General features: G+C 70.4%; 21 protein-coding genes. 10 read left to right on the top strand and 11 right to left on the bottom strand.

What is annotated here, in order from left to right:
- Nucleotides 1–27 precede the first annotated feature (27 nt).
- Nucleotides 28–972 carry a hypothetical protein gene (locus ACIQ6Y_RS06300; protein ID WP_404033587.1) on the bottom strand — a complete coding sequence of 315 codons (945 nt, stop codon included), beginning with the start codon at nt 970–972 and terminating at the stop codon, nt 28–30.
- Between the two features lie 79 nt (nt 973–1,051).
- On the opposite strand from ACIQ6Y_RS06300, the gene ACIQ6Y_RS06295 reads away from it, so the two are divergent.
- The 4 genes from ACIQ6Y_RS06295 to recX all read left to right on the top strand — a co-directional run bounded on the left by ACIQ6Y_RS06295 (nt 1,052) and on the right by recX (nt 4,823).
- On the top strand, nt 1,052–1,246 hold the full coding sequence (locus tag ACIQ6Y_RS06295; protein ID WP_404033585.1) for a DUF3046 domain-containing protein: 195 nt from the start codon (nt 1,052–1,054) through the stop codon (nt 1,244–1,246).
- Nucleotides 1,247–1,306: 60 nt separating this feature from the next.
- Nucleotides 1,307–2,578: an AI-2E family transporter gene (locus ACIQ6Y_RS06290; protein ID WP_404033583.1), complete on the top strand. Its 1,272-nt coding sequence runs from the start codon at nt 1,307–1,309 to the stop codon at nt 2,576–2,578.
- Between the two features lie 303 nt (nt 2,579–2,881).
- Nucleotides 2,882–4,006: a recombinase RecA gene (gene recA / locus ACIQ6Y_RS06285; protein WP_404033581.1), complete on the top strand. Its 1,125-nt coding sequence runs from the start codon at nt 2,882–2,884 to the stop codon at nt 4,004–4,006.
- Nucleotides 4,007–4,010: 4 nt separating this feature from the next.
- Nucleotides 4,011–4,823 (top strand): recombination regulator RecX, encoded by an 813-nt coding sequence (gene recX, locus ACIQ6Y_RS06280; RefSeq protein ID WP_404033579.1) that lies wholly within the window; start codon nt 4,011–4,013, stop codon nt 4,821–4,823.
- A 64-nt stretch (nt 4,824–4,887) separates the two neighbouring features.
- On the opposite strand, the gene ACIQ6Y_RS06275 is transcribed toward recX, so the two are convergent.
- The 8 genes from ACIQ6Y_RS06275 to ACIQ6Y_RS06240 form a co-directional block, all read right to left on the bottom strand.
- On the bottom strand, nt 4,888–5,349 hold the full coding sequence (locus tag ACIQ6Y_RS06275) for a rhodanese-like domain-containing protein (RefSeq protein WP_404033577.1): 462 nt from the start codon (nt 5,347–5,349) through the stop codon (nt 4,888–4,890).
- Between the two features lie 100 nt (nt 5,350–5,449).
- Nucleotides 5,450–6,007 carry a cysteine dioxygenase gene (locus ACIQ6Y_RS06270; protein WP_404033575.1) on the bottom strand — a complete coding sequence of 186 codons (558 nt, stop codon included), beginning with the start codon at nt 6,005–6,007 and terminating at the stop codon, nt 5,450–5,452.
- Between the two features lie 81 nt (nt 6,008–6,088).
- On the bottom strand, nt 6,089–6,160 hold the full coding sequence (locus tag ACIQ6Y_RS06265) for a putative leader peptide (protein ID WP_309544753.1): 72 nt from the start codon (nt 6,158–6,160) through the stop codon (nt 6,089–6,091).
- Nucleotides 6,161–6,279: 119 nt separating this feature from the next.
- Nucleotides 6,280–7,932: an FAD-dependent monooxygenase gene (locus ACIQ6Y_RS06260; RefSeq protein ID WP_404033573.1), complete on the bottom strand. Its 1,653-nt coding sequence runs from the start codon at nt 7,930–7,932 to the stop codon at nt 6,280–6,282.
- Between the two features lie 176 nt (nt 7,933–8,108).
- On the bottom strand, nt 8,109–9,011 hold the full coding sequence (locus tag ACIQ6Y_RS06255; protein ID WP_404033571.1) for an amino acid ABC transporter permease: 903 nt from the start codon (nt 9,009–9,011) through the stop codon (nt 8,109–8,111).
- Complete coding sequence (locus ACIQ6Y_RS06250; RefSeq protein WP_404033569.1) at nt 9,008–9,685, bottom strand: amino acid ABC transporter permease; 678 nt, start codon at nt 9,683–9,685, stop codon at nt 9,008–9,010. The genes ACIQ6Y_RS06255 and ACIQ6Y_RS06250 overlap by 4 nt, the downstream gene beginning before the upstream one ends.
- Nucleotides 9,686–9,758: 73 nt before the next feature.
- Nucleotides 9,759–10,601, bottom strand: coding sequence for a glutamate ABC transporter substrate-binding protein (locus ACIQ6Y_RS06245; RefSeq protein WP_404033567.1), 843 nt, complete (start codon nt 10,599–10,601; stop codon nt 9,759–9,761).
- A gap of 74 nt (nt 10,602–10,675) precedes the next feature.
- Entirely contained in the window at nt 10,676–11,452 is a 777-nt protein-coding gene (locus ACIQ6Y_RS06240) for an amino acid ABC transporter ATP-binding protein (protein WP_404033565.1), read from the bottom strand.
- A gap of 287 nt (nt 11,453–11,739) precedes the next feature.
- Between ACIQ6Y_RS06240 and ACIQ6Y_RS06235 the strand changes: the two genes are divergently transcribed.
- Both ACIQ6Y_RS06235 and ACIQ6Y_RS06230 read left to right on the top strand, forming a co-directional pair.
- Nucleotides 11,740–12,426, top strand: a complete 687-nt coding sequence (locus ACIQ6Y_RS06235; protein WP_404033563.1) for a response regulator transcription factor — start codon at nt 11,740–11,742, stop codon at nt 12,424–12,426.
- A 9-nt stretch (nt 12,427–12,435) separates the two neighbouring features.
- Nucleotides 12,436–13,836 carry an ATP-binding protein gene (locus ACIQ6Y_RS06230; protein ID WP_404033561.1) on the top strand — a complete coding sequence of 467 codons (1,401 nt, stop codon included), beginning with the start codon at nt 12,436–12,438 and terminating at the stop codon, nt 13,834–13,836.
- A 57-nt stretch (nt 13,837–13,893) separates the two neighbouring features.
- Here ACIQ6Y_RS06230 and ACIQ6Y_RS06225 read toward each other — a convergent pair whose 3' ends face one another.
- Entirely contained in the window at nt 13,894–14,892 is a 999-nt protein-coding gene (locus tag ACIQ6Y_RS06225) for a TAXI family TRAP transporter solute-binding subunit (protein WP_404033559.1), read from the bottom strand.
- Between the two features lie 88 nt (nt 14,893–14,980).
- Here ACIQ6Y_RS06225 and ACIQ6Y_RS06220 point away from each other — a divergent pair, with 88 nt between their 5' ends.
- The 4 genes from ACIQ6Y_RS06220 to ACIQ6Y_RS06205 all read left to right on the top strand — a co-directional run bounded on the left by ACIQ6Y_RS06220 (nt 14,981) and on the right by ACIQ6Y_RS06205 (nt 18,025).
- Nucleotides 14,981–15,388, top strand: coding sequence for a MazG nucleotide pyrophosphohydrolase domain-containing protein (locus tag ACIQ6Y_RS06220; RefSeq protein WP_404033557.1), 408 nt, complete (start codon nt 14,981–14,983; stop codon nt 15,386–15,388).
- A 58-nt stretch (nt 15,389–15,446) separates the two neighbouring features.
- Nucleotides 15,447–16,976: a tRNA (N6-isopentenyl adenosine(37)-C2)-methylthiotransferase MiaB gene (gene miaB / locus ACIQ6Y_RS06215; RefSeq protein WP_404033555.1), complete on the top strand. Its 1,530-nt coding sequence runs from the start codon at nt 15,447–15,449 to the stop codon at nt 16,974–16,976.
- Nucleotides 16,977–17,003: 27 nt separating this feature from the next.
- Nucleotides 17,004–17,153, top strand: a complete 150-nt coding sequence (locus ACIQ6Y_RS06210; protein WP_404033553.1) for a hypothetical protein — start codon at nt 17,004–17,006, stop codon at nt 17,151–17,153.
- A gap of 155 nt (nt 17,154–17,308) precedes the next feature.
- A complete protein-coding gene (locus ACIQ6Y_RS06205; RefSeq protein WP_404033551.1) occupies nt 17,309–18,025 on the top strand; it encodes a class III extradiol dioxygenase subunit B-like domain-containing protein in 717 nt (238 codons plus the stop codon).
- A gap of 202 nt (nt 18,026–18,227) precedes the next feature.
- Here the strand turns inward: ACIQ6Y_RS06205 and ACIQ6Y_RS06200 are convergent, their stop codons facing one another.
- The gene (locus ACIQ6Y_RS06200; protein WP_404033549.1) at nt 18,228–18,497 is read right to left on the bottom strand and encodes an antitoxin; all 270 of its coding nucleotides are present in this window, start codon (nt 18,495–18,497) and stop codon (nt 18,228–18,230) included.
- Between the last annotated feature and the right edge of the window lie 5 nt (nt 18,498–18,502).

Raw genomic sequence — 18,502 nt, 5'->3', positions numbered from 1 at the left:
GCCGGTCCCTCCCCGGCGGCCCGCGCGTCAGCCGATGAAACGGCCGTACGCCCGGAGCGTGCGCAGTGCCTCGATCGTCACCATGGGGCGGGCCTCCAGGGCCGTGCCCGGTGCCCACTGGCGCCAGCGGACCGGCCAGCCGCCGTCCTCCGTCTGCTCGGTCGCGAGGAAGTCCAGCGAGCGCGTCATCTCCTCGTCCGTGAACCACGCGCGCGCGAGGGACCGTGGTGTCCGGGCGAAGTCGTGCGGGAAGTGGTGCTCGCCGGGGGCGTACCCGGGAGCCACTGGATAGGCGTCCGGGTCGCCGGGGTCGAGCGCGGCGAGCCGCTGCTCTCGCACCAGGCGGCCCAGCCGGTCGGCCGCGGCCTCCGCGCGCGAGCGATCGGGTACGGAGTCCAGGAAGGCGACGGCGGCATGGACCTCGTACGGATGCGAGGTCTTCAGCGACTCGATGGCGTGCCAGCAGAAGTCGGTGGCCCGGAACAGCCACGCGTGCCACACCTCGTTGCGGTGCAGCAGCCCGACCACGGGCCCGGTGGAGAGGAGCTCGCCGGGCGGGTCGTCCACGATCGGCACGAACGGCGCCGCCGGATAGCCCCGCTGGCTGGGATGCACCGCCGGAAGAGCGCCCTCGGGCGTGGAGACGGCCGTCAGGTAGCGGCAGATGCGCTCCACCCGCTGCCCGCCGCAGCGCCCGAGGGAGTCCAGCACGCGCAGCGCGTGCGCGGTGTGCAGCGGCTGGCTGACGGGGCCGCGCAGATCGGGCTCCAGTGCGTGCCCGTAGCCGCCGTCCTCGTTGCGGTAGGCGTCCAGTGCCGTCTCCACCGGGTCGGCGGGGCCGTCGAGGAAGTGGTACGCGAAGAGCCGCTGCTCCAGCACGCGCGCGGTGAGCCAGACGAAGTGCTCGGCGCGGAAGAGTGGGGAGTGCGCCGGGGGCATTGCGGGGAGTGGGGATGCTCCTGTTTCGGCCATGGTCAGACCGTAGGGCCGAAAACGGTCCTGGCAAGCCGTCCGGGCCGGGGCCCACCCCCAGGGGCGGGATACTGGTGTCATGCGGTTGACGGTCTTCTGGGAGCGGATGGCGGAGCACTTCGGTGCGGGGTACGCCGAAACCTTCGCGCGCGATCACGTGATGTCGGAACTCGACGGACGCACTGTGCAGCAGGCGCTGGAGTCCGGCTGGGAGGCCAAGGACGTGTGGCGTGTGGTGTGCTCCGTCATGAACGTTCCACACGAAAGGCGCTGACCGGTCACGAAGACGGCAGGACGGCTCCCGGCTGTCAGTGACGTGGGCGAGACTTGATCCGTGGCATCCACTGACGAGACCGGGCAAGCAGCCCCGCAGGCATCCCCGATCGGCACGACTCCGCCCACACGGCCCCCGGCCGAGGGCGCCGCCGCGCCGGGCGGCCGCATGCCGCGCTGGCTGCCGCGCGCCATGGTGCTCGCGCTGGCGCTCATCGCTTGCTTCCAGCTCGGCAGTTGGGCCTTCCACCAGCTGACCGGCCTGCTGATCAACATCCTCATCGCGTTCTTCCTGGCGCTGGCCATCGAGCCGGCGGTGAGCTGGATGGCCTCGCGGGGGATGCGCCGGGGCCTGGCCACCGGGCTGGTCTTCCTCGCGGTGATCATCCTGTCCGCAGGATTCGTGACGCTGCTGGGCTCCATGCTCGCGGGTCAGCTCATCAAGATGGTCGAGGGTTTCCCGGACTATCTCGACTCCGTCATCAACTGGGTCAACGCCCACTTCCACACCGACCTCAGACGAGTGGACGTGCAGGAGGGCCTGCTGCGCTCCGACTGGCTGCGCAACTACGTCCAGAACAGCGCCACCGGTGTGCTGGACGTCTCCGCGCAGGTGCTCGGCGGACTCTTCCAGCTGCTGACGATCACCTTGTTCTCGTTCTACTTCGCCGCCGACGGACCGCGGCTGCGCCGCGCACTGTGCTCCGTCCTGCCGCCCGCCAAGCAGGCGGAGGTACTGCGCGCGTGGGAGATCGCCGTGAACAAGACCGGCGGGTATCTGTACTCGCGCGGTCTGATGGCGCTGATCTCCGGTGTGGCCCACTACATCCTGCTGCAGGCGCTGGGGGTGCCGTACGCGCCCGTGCTCGCGGTGTGGGTGGGCCTGGTGTCGCAGTTCATCCCGACCATCGGCACCTACCTCGCGGGTGCCCTGCCCATGCTGATCGCCTTCACGGTCGATCCCTGGTACGCGCTGTGGGTGCTGGTCTTCGTCGTGGTCTACCAGCAGTTCGAGAACTATGTGCTGCAGCCCAAGCTGACCTCCAAGACCGTCGACATCCACCCCGCGGTCGCCTTCGGCTCGGTCATCGCGGGCACCGCGCTGCTCGGCGCGGTCGGTGCCCTGGTCGCCATCCCGGCCGTCGCCACGCTCCAGGCGTTCCTGGGCGCGTACGTGAAGCGCTACGACGTCACCGACGACCCGCGCGTGCAGGGACACCGCGCGGGAGGCAGAGGCGGCGGCCCGAGCCCGCTCCTGCGCGCCCGGCGGATATGGGGCCGGTCGCGAAACGGCACCTCGGGCGCCTCGGGCGACCGCACGCAGGCCGACTGAGAGGTCCATCACTCCGGAGGGCCGGTTCAGGCGGGGCCTCGACCGGTTCGCCCTGCTGTTCCGTGACCCTCGCGCGCCGACGAAGCCGCCGTGACGCAGGGGCGTGGTGCGCTTGACACGAAAATCGAACATCCATTCTTATGGAAGCGCTGGCGAGGTTCTCGGTGGGTGTTTTTGGCATGCTTTGCATGGATGGATCCCCGAGTTATCCACAGGCCGGACCCGCGTCGGGGCGCATTGTCAGTGGCAGGCGTTAGCGTCTTTGACGTGAAGCGATCGACTCAAGCAAACCGGGTGGAACCCATGGCAGGAACCGACCGCGAGAAGGCCCTGGATGCCGCGCTCGCACAGATTGAACGGCAGTTCGGCAAGGGCGCGGTCATGCGCCTGGGTGAGCGGCCGAACGAGCCCATCGAGGTCATCCCCACCGGGTCGACCGCACTCGATGTCGCCCTCGGCGTCGGCGGCCTGCCGCGCGGCCGCGTGGTGGAGGTGTACGGCCCGGAGTCCTCCGGTAAGACGACCCTGACCCTGCACGCCGTGGCCAATGCGCAGAAGGCCGGCGGCCAGGTCGCGTTCGTCGACGCGGAGCACGCCCTCGACCCCGAGTACGCAAAGAAGCTCGGCGTCGACATCGACAACCTGATCCTCTCCCAGCCCGACAACGGCGAGCAGGCCCTGGAGATCGTGGACATGTTGGTTCGCTCCGGTGCCCTCGACCTGATCGTCATCGACTCCGTCGCGGCGCTCGTCCCGCGCGCGGAGATCGAGGGCGAGATGGGCGACAGCCACGTCGGCCTGCAGGCCCGTCTGATGAGCCAGGCGCTGCGGAAGATCACCAGCGCCCTCAACCAGTCCAAGACCACCGCGATCTTCATCAACCAGCTCCGCGAGAAGATCGGCGTGATGTTCGGCTCGCCGGAGACCACGACCGGTGGCCGCGCGCTGAAGTTCTACGCCTCGGTGCGTATCGACATCCGCCGCATCGAGACCCTGAAGGACGGCACGGAGGCGGTCGGCAACCGCACCCGCTGCAAGGTCGTGAAGAACAAGGTCGCGCCGCCCTTCAAGCAGGCCGAGTTCGACATCCTCTACGGCCAGGGCATCAGCCGCGAGGGCGGCCTGATCGACATGGGCGTGGAGCACGGCTTCGTCCGCAAGGCCGGCGCCTGGTACACGTACGAGGGCGACCAGCTCGGCCAGGGCAAGGAGAACGCGCGCAACTTCCTGAAGGACAACCCCGACCTGGCCAACGAGATCGAGAAGAAGATCAAGGAGAAGCTCGGCGTCGGCGTGCGTCCCGAGGAGCCGGCCGCCGAGCCGGGCACGGACGCCGCGGCCTCCGCCGCCGCGGACGACGCCAAGTCGGTTCCGGCCCCGGCTGCGGCCAAGAGCGCCAAGCCCAAGGCCGCGGCTGCCAAGAGCTGACGGCGTGACACGGCGAACCGACTGGACCGAGTACGCCCACCCCGGCAGTTCCCGGGAGCCGGGGCGGCAGGGCGACTCGGGCTTCGCCGGGGAGAGTGACGGGCCGGACGGCACCGCGTACTCCCCGTACGACGGTGACGACTGGCAGGACGGCGTCCCGCCCCCGGACGACGGCGGACTCCGTCGCGGGCGCGGGCGGCGCGACGAGGGCGGCTCACGCACAGGTCGTGGGCGCCGTCGGCGTGCCGGGCAGGAGCCGTCCACCGAGGACGGAGGCACCTCTGCCTCGTCGAGGGCCGAGAAGGGGGAGCCCCCGGGGGACCCGGTGGAGCAGGCACGGGCGATCTGCCTGCGCCTGCTCACCGGGACCCCACGCACCCGCAAGCAGCTCGCGGACGCCCTGCGCAAGCGGGAGATCCCGGACGAGGCCGCCGAGGAGGTGCTGTCCCGGTTCGAGGAAGTCGGACTGATCGACGACGGCGCCTTCGCCGACGCCTGGGTGGAGTCCCGGCACCACGGACGGGGCCTCGCCCGCCGCGCCCTCGCGCGGGAGCTGCGCACCAAGGGCGTCGATTCCACCCTGATCGACTCCGCCGTCGCCCAGCTCGACTCCGAGCAGGAGGAGGCGACCGCGCGGGAACTCGTCGACCGTAAGCTGCGCGCCACCCGCGGCCTGGACCGCGACAAGCGACTGCGCCGTCTCGCGGGCATGCTCGCCCGCAAGGGCTACTCGGAGGGCATGGCCCTGCGCGTGGTCCGCCAGGCACTGCAGGAGGAGGGCGAGGAGGCCGACTTCCTGGGGGACGAGGGGTTCTGAGCGTGCCCGTCGTGCTCTCGAAGAGAACACGCCTGGGCCCTCGGAAGCCGCACGGGCAGTCGGCTCACCCCCTTGCCTGCCTCACCCCGTTCTCCGGCTCGGACGGCGGCGTCACCGGCAACCCCGCCTGCTTCCACGCCTGGAAGCCGCCCACCAGGTCCGTGGCCCGGCGGAGTCCCAGCCGGTGCAGGGAGTCGGCGGCCAGGCTGGAGGCGTAGCCCTCGTTGCAGATGACCACGACGCGCAGGTCATGCCCGGTGGCCTCGGGGAGGCGGTGGCTCCCCTGCGGGTCGAGGCGCCACTCCAGTTCGTTGCGCTCGACGACGAGGGCGCCGGGGATCAGACCGTCCCGCTCGCGCAGCGCGGCGTAGCGGATGTCCACCAGCACTGCCTCGCCTGAGCGGGCGGCGGCATGGGCGTCGAGGGGCTCGATCCGCTCGTAACCCTCACGCACTCGCTCCAGCAACTGGTCGACGCCGACGGGCTGTTGGCCGACCTCGACGGCGGTATGGCTCTGTTCACTCATCCGACTCCCCGCCCCTCCTCGCGCGACCCGAAAATGGCCGCGCGTCCCGAAATGACCGTCTTCGCCGTAAGGTGCTCGCCTCCTGCCTCCCCGCCCCACCTCACTGCCAGTCCTCCGGGCGCTCGACCTGCTCCAGGCGCAGCACCTGCCCCGTGCGGCTGTAGCGGCGGATGCGGGGCAGCGGCGGGTAGTAGGCGTGGACGGAGATCGCGTGCTGCTCAGGTGACTCGTTGAGGACCTCGTGGACGTGGTGCCGACCGAAGGCGCGGCCCTGACCGGCCGGCAGTCGGCGTTCGCGGTCCACGCCCTCGGTGAGCTCCAGGGTCTTCCAGCCGTCGGTGGGCAGCCGGGCGGCGAGCGCGTTCTCCCGCAGCTCCCCGCGGGCGGTGAGGAACGCGCCGACCGAGTCGGCGTGGTCGTGCCAGCCGGTGCCCGAGCCGGGCGGCCAGCCGATGAGCCACGCCTCGCTGCCGCCGGGCCCCTCCAGGCGGATCCAGGTGCGGCCCTCGGGGTCGAGCGGCAGCGAGGCGATCAACTCGGCGTCGGCGGCTGTGCGTCGTACGAAATCAAGGAGGTCCGTCTCGGTGGGGACACGGGCGGACGCGGACACGGAGGGGGCAGGCGAAAGGGGCCCGGACAGGGCGGGGGAGACAGACAACGGAGACCGTCCTGGGAGAAGTCGCGTGAGCGCGCACGAGAAGCCGAAAACGGCGGCGCGCGGAGACGAGGGAATGCGAACTCAGCAGGACGGACGACACACGCAGCCTGCGTAGCGGACCAGGTCCATGTGGACCCTCCGCCACAGGCGCACATCGGTGTCGGTCACGGTTCGGAGTACACCACGGCGGTCGAGGGCGGTCAACTCACCGTCACCATGCGGACGCAGGGTGACGGTGAGGACGGCCGGGCACGCGGGCCGGCCCCGGCCGCTCAGTTCGCCGAGGCGGCGGAGGCCGAGGCCGTCGCCGCTGCCTCTGCCTCCCTCGGTCCTCCGAGAGCCGCCTCCGCCGCCGCGTACAGGTCGGCCGGGCGCACGCCGCTGAGGGCCGTGACGAGGTGGCCGTCGGGTCGTACCAGAAGGACGGTGTGGGCGGCCGCGCCCGGGTAGCTCTCGGCGACGAGGAGTTCCGCGGGGTGCGGCAGGGCCGTGACCGCCGCGGCCAGCCGGGGCATCACCCCGGCGGACACCCAGTGCCGGCGCTCCCACACCCCGGTGCCCGGCGCGACCAGCACGACCAGCAGCGCGCCGCGGCCCAGCCGATCCCGCAGCTGTACGAACGTGCCGTCCTCGGCCGTGACCCGTACGTCGGCGACGGGCGCGCCCGGAAGGGTGCCGACCGGGACTTCGGCCTCGATGTGCCGAGGCGCGAGCGGCGAGTCGGCGTAGCCGCCGGGCGCGCCGACCGGGCCCTCCCCCAGGTGGCCGTCGGTGAGCAGCGCGTCATGGCCCCGGGCGGCGCCGAGGACGTACGAGCGCAGCCCCTTGCCGCCGCGCAGCAGCGGCAGCACCTGGTCGGCGGCGCGCAGCCGGGCGGCGACGACCGCGCGCCGCTCGGCCTGGTAGCTGTCGAGCAGCGTCTCGTGCGGCCCGTGGTGCCAGGCGAGCGCCAGCTTCCAGGCGAGGTTGTCGGCGTCCCGCAGCCCCTCGTCGAGGCCCTGGGTGCCGAGCGCGCCGAGCAGATGCGCCGCGTCCCCGGCGAGGAAGACACGGCCCACCCGCCAGCGGCGGGCCAGCCGGTGGTGCACGATGTGCACACCCGTGTCCAGCAGTTCGTACGACGGTGTGGCGCCGTCGGTCCAGCCCGTCAGCGTCTCCCGGATGCGGGTCACCAGGAGCTCGGGGGTGACGAGGTCCTTGCTCGGCGGCAGCAGCCAGTCCAGCCGCCAGACGCCCTCCGGCAGCGGGCGCGCGGTCACCTCCCCGGCCGAGGGTCCCGACGTCCGCCACGGCGGTGTCCGATGGAGCAACGCGCGACCGGCCCATGGAAGTTCCGTGCGCAGTGCGGCTACGGCGTGTCGCTCCACCGCCGTACGGCCGGGGAAGCGGATGTCCTGCAGCTTGCGCACGGTGGAGCGGGGACCGTCGCAGCCGACCAGGTAGCTGCCCCGCCACCAGGTGCCCTGGGCTCCGCGGGTGTGGGCGGTGACGCCGGACGGCTCCTGCTCCAGGCCGTCGAGCCTGCTGTCCACGGCGATCTTGACGAGCCGCTCGCGGGCGAGGGCGGCCCGCAGCGCGCCCGTGAGCACATGCTGCGCGACATGCAGCGGGGCGGTGGGCGCAGAGACGGTCTCGATCCCCGACTCGGAGTCGTCCGGTGCGTCGAAGTCGACCTCACGCATGATCTGCCGACGCCGCACCGACCGCCAGCCTGACCAGCGGAGTCCGGCCTCGGCGATCGGCAGCCCGGTCAGCCGTTCCATGAGAGCGGTGGTGTCCTCGCGCAGGACGACCGTACGGGCGAGGCGCGGTTCGTCCTTGCCCGGCCCCTCGTCCAGGACGACGGACGGCACTTCCTGGCGGGCGAGTGCCAGCGCGAGCGTGAGCCCCACGGGCCCCGCCCCGACGATGATCACCGGGTCCACGGCGCGGCGCTCCCTGCTCGTGACGGCGTCTCAGGATACGGGTGTGAACAGGAGTTTTGAGCAGGGTGCACGATCACAGAACGTATGCAACCTATTGCCGGTGCTTGCGTCAAGTGACGAAGGCAGTGGCGTCGTCACGCCACTGCCTTCACCCGTTCACGTCACTTGACCACTCGTCAGGCGCTGGCTCCTGAGCCGAAGCTGCCACCGACCTCGGCGGCGTTGAGGTCGTCGACGTCGTCCTTGCCGAGGACCGCGCCCGTGGAGCGCTTGCTGCGCCGCAGCCGCTGCTCCAGCCAGCTCGCGAAGGTGGTCAGCAGGAAGTTGAGGATGATGTACATGATCGCCACCACGACGAAGCTCGCGACGGGGTTGGCGTAGAAGGCCGCCAGCGTGCCGCGGGAGTTCAGCAGCTCGGTGAAGCCGATCATCACACCGCCGAGCGCCGTGTCCTTCACGATGACGACGAGCTGGCTGACGATCGCCGGCAGCATGGCGGTGACCGCCTGCGGGAGCAGGATGCTGCGCATGGTCTGGCCCTTGCGCAGGCCGATCGCCTGCGCGGCCTCCGTCTGACCCTTGGGAAGGGAGAGGATGCCGGCCCGTACGACCTCGGCGAGGACCGAGGCGTTGTAGAGCACCAGGCCCGTGACGACCGCATACAGCGGCCGGTCGTCGGTGCCGACGTCCGTGGAACGGGCGTAGAACTCGTTGGCGAACAGCATCAGCAGCAGGACCGGGATGGCCCGGAAGAACTCGACGACCGCGCCGGCCGGAATGCGGACCCAGCGGTGGTCGGACATGCGTGCGATGCCGAAGATCGCGCCCAGAGGAAGGGCGATGACCATGGCGAGCGCGGCGGCCTTGAGGGTGTTGGTGAGGCCGGGCAGGAGATACGTCGTCCACGCCTCGGACTGGGTGAACGGTTTCCACAGGGCCCACTCCAGCTGGTTCTTGTCGTCCATGACCTGCCAGACGAACCACAGCACCAGGGCGAGTACGGCGAAGAAGGCGATGGACCATAGGAGGTTGCGCCGCTTGGCCTTGGGGCCCGGAGTGTCGTAGAGGACCGAGCTCATCGCTTCACCGCCAGTCGCTTGCTGAGCCAGCCGAGGATCAGGCCGGTGGGAAGGGTCAGGACCACGAATCCGAAGGCGAAGATGGCGCCGATCAGGAGGGTCTGCGCCTCTTTCTCGATCATGCCCTTCATCAGGTAAGCCGCCTCGGCCACACCGATCGTCGCCGCCACCGTGGTGTTCTTGGTCAGCGCGATCAGGACGTTGGCGAGCGGGCCGATGACCGAGCGGAACGCCTGCGGCAGCACGACCAGTCGGAGTACCTGGCTGAAACTCAGTCCGATCGCGCGGGCGGCTTCGGCCTGGCCCACGGGCACCGTATTGATACCGGAGCGCAGTGCCTCGCAGACGAACGCGGCGGTGTAGACGACGAGCCCGAGAACCGCCAGGCGGAAGTCCCGGACCTCGAAGTTGTCCGGCGCCCCCATGCCCACCCGGAAGATGTCCGCGAGACCGAGCGAGGTAAAGACGATGATCACCGTCAGCGGGATGTTGCGGACGATGTTCACGTACACCGCGCCGAAGCCGCGCATCAGCGGGACCGGGCTGACCCGCATCGCGGCCAGCAGAGTGCCCCAGATCAGAGAGCCTAGGCCGGAGAAGACGGTGAGCTGCACCGTCACCCAGAACGCGCCCAACAGGCTCGGGTCGTCGTAGTCAGAAAGAAAGTCGAACACTGTCTCCCGCGCTTCCGGGGTGTAGGGGTGTACGGGTGCGGCGCCCCTGGAGGCGCCGCACCAGTCAGTGACCTCAGCTCTTGATGTCGCCGATCTTCGGAGCGGGCTCGTTCTTGTATTCGGCCGGACCGAAGTTGTCCTTCACGGCCTTGTCCCAGGAACCGTCGCTGACCATCTTCTCGAGGGCCTTGTTGATCTTGTCGACGGTCGCCGTGTCACCCTTCTTCACGCCGATGCCGTAGTTCTCGTTGCTCAGCTTCAGGCCGGCGAGCTTGAACTGACCCTTGTACTGGTCCTGCGAGGCGAAGCCGGCCAGGATCGAGTCGTCGGTGGTCACCGCGTCGACGGCGCCGCTCTGCAGGCCCGCGATGCACTCCGAGTAGGTGCCGTACTCCTTGAGCTGGGCCTTCGGCGCGATGTCCTTCTTGACGTTCTGCGCCGAGGTCGAGCCGGTCACCGAGCACAGCTTCTTGCCGTTGAGGTCGGTGCCCTTGGTGATGTCCGAGTCCTTCTTCACCAGCAGGTCCTGGTGGGCCAGCAGGTACGGACCGGCGAAGTCGACCTTCTGCTTGCGCTCGTCGGTGATCGAGTAGGTCGCGGCGATGAACTTGACGTCACCGCGGGCCAGCGCGTTCTCGCGGTCGGCGCTCTTGGTCTCGACGAACTCGATCTGGTCGGGCTTGTAGCCGAGCTCCTTGGCGACGTAGGTCGCCACGTCGACGTCGAAGCCGGAGAACTTGCCGCCCGGCTCCTTCAGGCCCAGACCGGGCTGGTCGTACTTGATGCCGACCTTGATCGTGTCGCCGCCACCGGAGCCCGAGCCGCTGTCCTTGTCGTCGTCGCCCCCACAGGCCGTCGCGGTCAGGGAGAGGACGAGCGCAGCCGCGGCCGCGGCGGAGACCTTGCGGAGCTTCATGGTGAACATCCTTCGTGTGGTGAGGAGATGCCGTGTTGCCGGATGACGTAGTGCGTCGCGGGAGCGACGTGGCGTCAGTGGTGCAGGATCTTCGACAGGAAGTCCTTGGCGCGGTCACTGCGGGGGTTGCTGAAGAACTGGTCGGGCGCAGCCTCTTCGACGATGCGTCCGTCCGCCATGAACACCACGCGGTTTGCGGCCGATCGTGCGAATCCCATCTCATGGGTGACGACAATCATGGTCATGCCGTCCCGGGCCAGCTGCTGCATGACCTCCAGGACCTCGTTGATCATCTCCGGGTCGAGCGCCGACGTCGGCTCGTCGAAGAGCATGACCTTGGGGTCCATGGCCAGCGCGCGGGCGATGGCGACGCGCTGCTGCTGGCCGCCGGAGAGCTGAGCGGGGTACTTGTCCGCCTGGGTGGCCACGCCGACGCGGTCCAGCAGGGCGCGGGCCTTCTCCTCAGCCTTCTTCTTGTCCGACTTACGGACTTTCATCTGGCCGAGCATGACGTTCTCGAGCACGGTCTTGTGCGCGAAGAGGTTGAAGGACTGGAACACCATGCCGACGTCCGCGCGCAGCCGCGCGAGCGCCTTGCCCTCGGCGGGCAGCGGCCTGCCGTCAATGGTGATGTCGCCGGAGTCGATCGTCTCCAGCCGGTTGATGGTGCGGCACAGGGTGGACTTCCCGGACCCGGAGGGCCCGATGACCACGACGACCTCGCCGCGCGCGATCGTCAGATCGATGTCCTGGAGTACGTGCAACGCGCCGAAGTGCTTGTTGACGCTCTTCAGGACGACCAGTTCGCCACTCGCGGCCACATCTTCCTTGGCCACCGATACTTCGGTCATCGCTCTCTGGCTCCGTCCTCCTCGGTTTCGGAGGACAGTAGTAACCCTACGCGACCAGCGTCATTACATCTGAGGGGAATCTGAGCATCACGATCCGGTTGCAATCGGACACGTGTCGTAGCACTTGCGACCTGGACGCGTATCGGCCGGATAACGGAAGCTCCGCGCAACCGGAACCCTCTTGACGCCGTCCTCATCCATCGGCGTGACTGCCTGGGTGCACGCACGCGCGTGCACGCATTTTTGTCGGACGACACCGTACGCGCGATGAACCGAAGGAGGCCGGGATGAGACTGCTTCTCGTCGAGGACGACAACCACGTCGCCGCCGCCCTGTCCGCGGTGCTGGCGCGGCACGGCTTCGACGTGACACACGCGCGTAGCGGCGAGGAAGCCCTCCAGGCGCTGGTCCCCGGCGGCCCGGGCTTCGGCGTCGTGCTGCTCGACCTCGGCCTGCCCGACCAGGACGGATACGAGGTCTGCGGCAAGATCCGCAAACGCACCAGCACCCCCGTCATCATGGTCACCGCCCGCTCCGACGTTCGCTCCCGCATCCATGGCCTCAACCTGGGGGCCGACGACTACGTCGTCAAGCCGTACGACACCGGAGAACTGCTCGCCCGCATCCACGCGGTCAGCCGGCGCACGGTGCACGAGGACGCGGCCGGAGCCGGCGAGGCCGTGCTGCGCCTGGGTTCCGTACACATCGAGCTGCCCACGCGGAGGGTCAGCGTGGACGGTTCGGTTGTCCAACTGACCCGCAAGGAGTTCGATCTGCTCGCCCTTTTGGCCCAACGGCCCGGAGTGGTCTTCCGCCGGGAGCAGATCATCAGCGAGGTGTGGCGCACCAGCTGGGAGGGGACCGGACGCACCCTGGAGGTGCATGTGGCGTCCCTGCGCGCCAAGCTGCGCATGCCCGCGCTGATCGAGACCGTGCGCGGCGTCGGCTACCGGCTCGTCGCCCCCGCCGCCTAGCGAGCCAGGGTGCGCACTCGACTCCTGCCGCTGCTCATCGTCCTGATGGCTGCCGTGCTCCTGGCGCTCGGCGTGCCGCTCGCCGTCAGCGTGGCCGCGGCGCAGCAGCAGAAGGTCATCGTCGACCGCATCGACGACACCGCGCGGTTCGCCGCCCTCGCGCAGTACGTCACCCCCGCGACGGCCGGCCCCGGCACCACGTCCCCGGACGAGCGCACTCTCAGCACGGAACTGACGAGCTACCACGAGGTCTACGGCATCCGTGCCGGGGTCTTCTACCGCAACGGCACGCCCATGGCGCAGGCGCCGGGCGACTGGCTGCTCCCCGAGAAGGGGGAGGTCCGCAGGGCGTTCGCCGAGGCGCTGCTCAGCCGGCGCAGCCAGGACCCGAAGCAGATCTGGCCCTGGCAGCGACGGACCCTGGTCGTCGCCTCGCCGGTCATCCGGGACGGCGACGTCGTCGCGGTCGTCGTCACCGACTCGCCCACCGGCGCCATGCGCTCGCGCATCCTGCAGGGCTGGCTGGTCGTCGCGGCGGGCGAGGTCGCCGCGATGCTGCTCGCCGTCGGCGCGGCGCTGCGGCTCACGGGGTGGGTGCTCAGGCCCGTACGGATTCTCGACGCCACCACGCACGCCGTCGCCAGCGGCCGCCTGAAGTCCCGCGTCGCGGTGGCGAGCGGGCCGCCGGAACTCAGACGGCTGGCCCGGTCGTTCAACGAGATGGCGGACAACGTCGAGGACGTGCTGGAGCAGCAGCGCGCCTTCGTCGCCGACGCCTCGCACCAGCTGCGCAACCCCCTTGCGGCGCTGCTGCTGCGCATCGAGCTGCTCGCCCTCGAACTGCCCGAGGGCAACGCGGAGATCGCCTCCGTCCAGGCCGAGGGCCGCCGGCTGGCCCAGGTCCTGGACGACCTGCTCGACCTCGCGCTCGCCGAGCACGCCGAGGCCGACCTGGCCCTGACCGACATCGGCGCGCTCACCGCCGAGCGCGTCGCCGCGTGGTCCCCGACGGCCGAGGCGAAGGGCGTACGGCTGGTGGGGGACTGCCCGCCCACCACCGCGTGGGCCGACCCGGTCGCGCTCTCCAGCGCCCTCGACGCGGTGATCGACAACGCGGTGAAGTTCACCCCTGAGGACGAATGCGTGCGCGTCTGCGTCGCGTCCAACGGCGACACTTCGACCATCGTCGTCGCCGACCGCGGGCCGGGCCTCACCGACGAGGAACTCATCCGCGTCGGCGATCGTTTCTGGCGTAGCGGGCGACACCAGAACATCAAGGGCTCAGGGCTGGGCCTGTCCATCTCCCGGGCTCTGCTGGCGGCCGGGGGCGGCTCCATCGCGTACGACCATCACGAGCCGCACGGCCTACGGGTGACGGTGACAGTGCCTCGGTCGGGGCCTGCGCGGTAGGGCTCCCCTGCAGGGCTGGGGCGGTGCACAGGCGCACCCCGGGACAGCCACGTGCGGCTACGGCTTGACCGACCGGTAGTAGCGGCGAGCACCCTCGTGGAGCTGCACCGGATCGGTGTAGATCGCCGTGCGCAGGTCCACGAGCTGGGCGGAGTGGACGTCCGCGCCGATCCTGTCGCGGCTGCGGATGACGGTCCGGGTCAGCCACTCGGTGAGCCGCGCGTCGACGTCCGCGCGCGTGACGAGCAGGTTGGAGACCGCCATCGTGGGCACCGGCGTGCCGTGCTGGACCGCCGGATAGGCGGACTCCGGCATGACCGTGGGCCGGTAGTAGCGGGTGGCGCCGCCCCGGCTCTGCAACCTGGCCACAAAGGCGGCGTCCAGCGGGACGAACCGGAGCTCGAAGTCGTCGGCGAGCTCGGTCAGGCCGTCCGTGGGCAGGCCGCCGGACCAGAAGAAAGCGTCGATCTCGCCCCTCTTGAGCCTCTCGGGGCCGGTGTCGATGCCATCGGGCAGCGGGGTGATGTCCTTGCGCGGGTCGATGCCGGCCGTCTCGAGCACCTGGGTGGCGATCAGCCGCACCCCGGAGTCGGGCAGCCCTATGGCGACCCGCTTGCCCTTCAGGTCCTCCACGGACTCCACGTCAGACGCGCGCGGGACGACGATGTGCACATAGTCGTCGTACAGCCGAGCGACGCCGCGCAGCTGGCCGGCGCCCGGGCCCCCGTCCTCGCGGTACGTCTCCACCGCGTCGGCCGCGGCGATGGTGAAGTCGGCCGTGCCGGTCGCCACCCGCGCCACGTTCTTCTGCGAGCCGTTGCTGAGCTGGAGCCGCACGTCCAGCTCCGGCATGTCCCGCTTGAACGCCTTGCGCAGGAGGCTGCCGTACTTCTGGTAGACCCCGTGCGGCGTCCCCGTGCTGAACGTGATCGTCCCGCTCGGCGGCTCCTCGCCCAGCGGCAGCAGCCACCACAGCAGCAACCCCAGCACCACGAACAGGGCACCCGCGCCTTGCAGCGCACGCCGCCTGCCGAGGCGGGAGAAGAGCTTGGACATGCGCGAGATCCTGCCAGCAGGCACGCGCTGCTGACCAGGGCCACCGGGCAACAGGGGGCCTGTCAGTGGTGGTCGTTAGAGTCGGGGCATGAGTTCTTCCGCTGCCGATCTCGTCCGTGAGTTCCACCTGGCCTTCGGCCTGGACGCCCGCACCACGCCCACCGAGGTCGCGCCGGACCTCGCGGCGCACCGCGGTGAGCTGCTCGCCGAGGAGGCGGCGGAGGTCGCCGAGGTGTCGGTAGCCGGCCCGCTGGACAAGCTCGCGCACGAGCTGGCGGACGTCGTGTACGTCGCCTACGGCACGGCGCTCGTGCACGGCATCGACCTCGACGCGGTGATCGCCGAGATCCACCGCTCCAACATGACCAAGCTCGGCCCCGACGGCCAGGTCGCCCGCCGGGCCGACGGCAAGGTCCTCAAGGGTGAGCACTACGAGGTCCCGGACGTCTCGGCCGTGCTGCGCCGCCAGGGCTGGATACCCGCCGAGCGGGCCTGAGCCACCCGCGCCCGAACACCGGGGCGAGGCTCCTCCGGGACCGCCTACCCTTGAACGCATGACCAGCAGCAGCGACCGGAGCCCGGCAGTGGACGTTCACGGACCCAAGACCTACGAAGTGCGCACCTACGGGTGCCAGATGAACGTCCATGACTCCGAGCGGTTGTCCGGACTGCTCGAAGATGCCGGGTATGTGCGTGCCCCGGAGGGCTCGGACGGCGACGCCGACGTCGTGGTCTTCAACACCTGCGCCGTCCGCGAGAACGCCGACAACAAGCTGTACGGCAACCTCGGCCACCTCGCCCCGAAGAAGGCCGCCCGCCCCGGCATGCAGATCGCGGTCGGCGGCTGCCTGGCGCAGAAGGACCGCGACACCATCGTGAAGAGGGCGCCCTGGGTGGACGTCGTCTTCGGCACGCACAACATCGGCAAGCTGCCGGTGCTGCTGGAGCGCGCCCGCGTTCAGGAGGAGGCGCAGGTCGAGATCGCCGAGTCCCTGGAGGCGTTCCCCTCGACGCTGCCCACCCGGCGCGAGAGCGCGTACGCCGCCTGGGTCTCCATCTCCGTCGGCTGCAACAACACCTGCACCTTCTGCATCGTCCCGGCGCTGCGCGGCAAGGAGGAGGACCGCCGCCCCGGCGACATCCTCGCGGAGATCGAGGCGCTGGTCGGCGAGGGCGTCTCCGAGATCACCCTGCTCGGCCAGAACGTCAACGCCTACGGCTCCGACCTCGGCGACCGTGAGGCCTTCAGCAAGCTGCTGCGCGCCTGCGGCGAGATCGAGGGCCTGGAGCGGGTCCGCTTCACCTCGCCGCACCCGCGCGACTTCACCGACGACGTGATCGCCGCCATGGCCGAGACGCCGAACGTGATGCCGCAGCTGCACATGCCGCTGCAGTCCGGCTCGGACACCGTCCTGAAGGCGATGCGCCGCTCCTACCGGCAGGAGCGCTTCCTCGGGATCATCGACAAGGTCCGCGCCGCCATCCCGCACGCCGCGATCTCCACCGACATCATCGTGGGCTTCCCCGGCGAGACCGAGGAGGACTTCGAGCAGACCATGCACGTGGTCCGCGAGGCCCGGTTCGCCAACGCGTTCACCTTCCAGTACTCCAAGCGCCCCGGCACCCCCGCCGCGACCATGGAGAACCAGATCCCCAAGGAGGTCGTCCAGGCGCGCTACGAGCGCCTCGTCGCCCTCCAGGAGGAGATCTCCTGGGAGGAGAACAAGAAGCAGGTCGGCCGCACCCTGGATGTGATGGTCGCCGAGGGTGAGGGCCGCAAGGACGGCGCCACCCACCGCCTGTCCGGCCGCGCCCCCGACAACCGCCTGGTCCACTTCACCAAGCCGGAGCAGGAGGTCCGCCCCGGTGACGTGGTCACCGTCGAGGTGACGTACGCCGCCCCGCACCACCTCCTCGCCGAGGGGCAGGTCCTGGAAGTGCGCCGTACGCGCGCGGGCGACGCCTGGGCCAAGCGCAACGCCCAGGAGCAGGAGAGGAAGGCCGGCGTCATGCTCGGCCTGCCCAGGATCGGCGCCCCGGCTCCGCTGCCGGTGGCCACGGGAAGCGGCTGCGGCTGCGACTGACCGCCTGGCACCATACGGGAGCATCGCGTGCTGCCGTTCAGGGTCACGTACACCGAAGAGGCCGCCCAGGTCCGCGACAGCCTGTCCGCCAAGCGGCGTGAGGTGCTGGAGCGCGGCCTGGCGATATTGGTGACCGACCCGCGGCACAAGCTCTCCCGCTCCGTCCGCGGCGACTAGGCAACCTGCGCGATCGCGCTGTCCCGCAACCTCTTCGTCGAGTACGCGATCAGCGACGGCAAGCCGGTGGTGCTCGTCCTCACGGTCATCGACCTCACCGACGTGCTGATCGAGGAGTGACGCCCCGGGCGCCTTGGGGGGTTACGCTGCCGATCATGCTTGTCGCCGCCGCCGTCTGCCCCTGTCCTCCGCTGCTGGTCCCCGAGGTCGCCGCGGGTGCCGCCCCCGAGCTGGACCCCGCGCGCACCGCGTGCGCGGACGCCCTGGGGCTGCTCGCCGCAGCCCGGCCCGACCTGCTCGTCGTCGTCGCACCGGCTGACGAGACCGGGCCGGTGCCGTACGCGCAGGGCACACCGGGCTCCTTCAGCGGGTTCGGCGTCGATCGCCAGGTGACCCTGGGGCCTGTGGCCGAGGGCGGGGTGGCCGTCGGCACGCTTCCGCCGTCGCTGGCCGTCGCCGGGTGGCTGCTGGAGCGGGCCGGATGGGCGGATGCCCCGATCGAGGGACTCGCGGTAGGGGAACCTCTGACGGCCGAGCGGTGTATTCAGATCGGAAGCGAAATCGCCGCCCGGGCCGAGCGGGTGGCACTGCTGGTGATGGGCGACGCCAGCGCGTGCCGTACGGTCAAAGCGCCCGGCTACCTCGACGAGCGGGCCGAGCCGTTCGACGTGCAGGTCGCACGGGCACTGGGGGCGGCAGACCTCGCGGCCCTCAAGGGGCTGGACGCCGGCCTAGCCCATGAGCTGAAGGTGTCCGGCCGGGCCCCCTGGCAGGTCCTGGCAGGCGCCGCCGAGGGCGCCGACCTGTCGGGCACCCTGCTGTACGAGGACGCGCCGTACGGCGTGGGGTACCTGGTCGCGACCTGGTCGTAGGGCGGCACCGCGCGCAGAGGCGGCGCTGCACGGAGCGGCCTCCGTAGAGCGGCGCTGCACAAAGCGGTGCTGCGCAGAAACGGCGGCGGCATGAACGGTGCTGCACACATAGCGGTACGGCACACAGCGGTGCAGAAAAACGGCGGACGGCCGGGAGGCGCTGCTCCGCGGCCGTCCGCCGGTAGGTGCGTCGGTGCGTCGGTCAGGTCGCCGGCGGCGGGGAGTCCGGCGGGGTGGCGGGGCGGTCGGCGGCCCCGGTGTCGTCCTTGTGCGCGAGTCGGTCCATGGCCTCCTTGGCCTTGCCCGTGCCCGACTGGATCCTGTCGCTGTACTTGCCCTTGGTCTTCTCGTCGACGACCTTCGCCGCCTTGTCCAGACCGTGCTGGATCTTGTCCCCGTGCTGCTGCGCGAGGCCCGAGACCTTTTCCTTCGCCGGGGAGAGCTTGCCCTTCAAGTTGTCCAGGAGACCCATGGTCC

This window comes from Streptomyces sp. NPDC096205, assembly GCF_044763135.1.
Taxonomy (GTDB): Bacteria; Actinomycetota; Actinomycetes; order Streptomycetales; family Streptomycetaceae; genus Streptomyces.
This window is presented reverse-complemented; position numbering and strand designations above follow the sequence as displayed.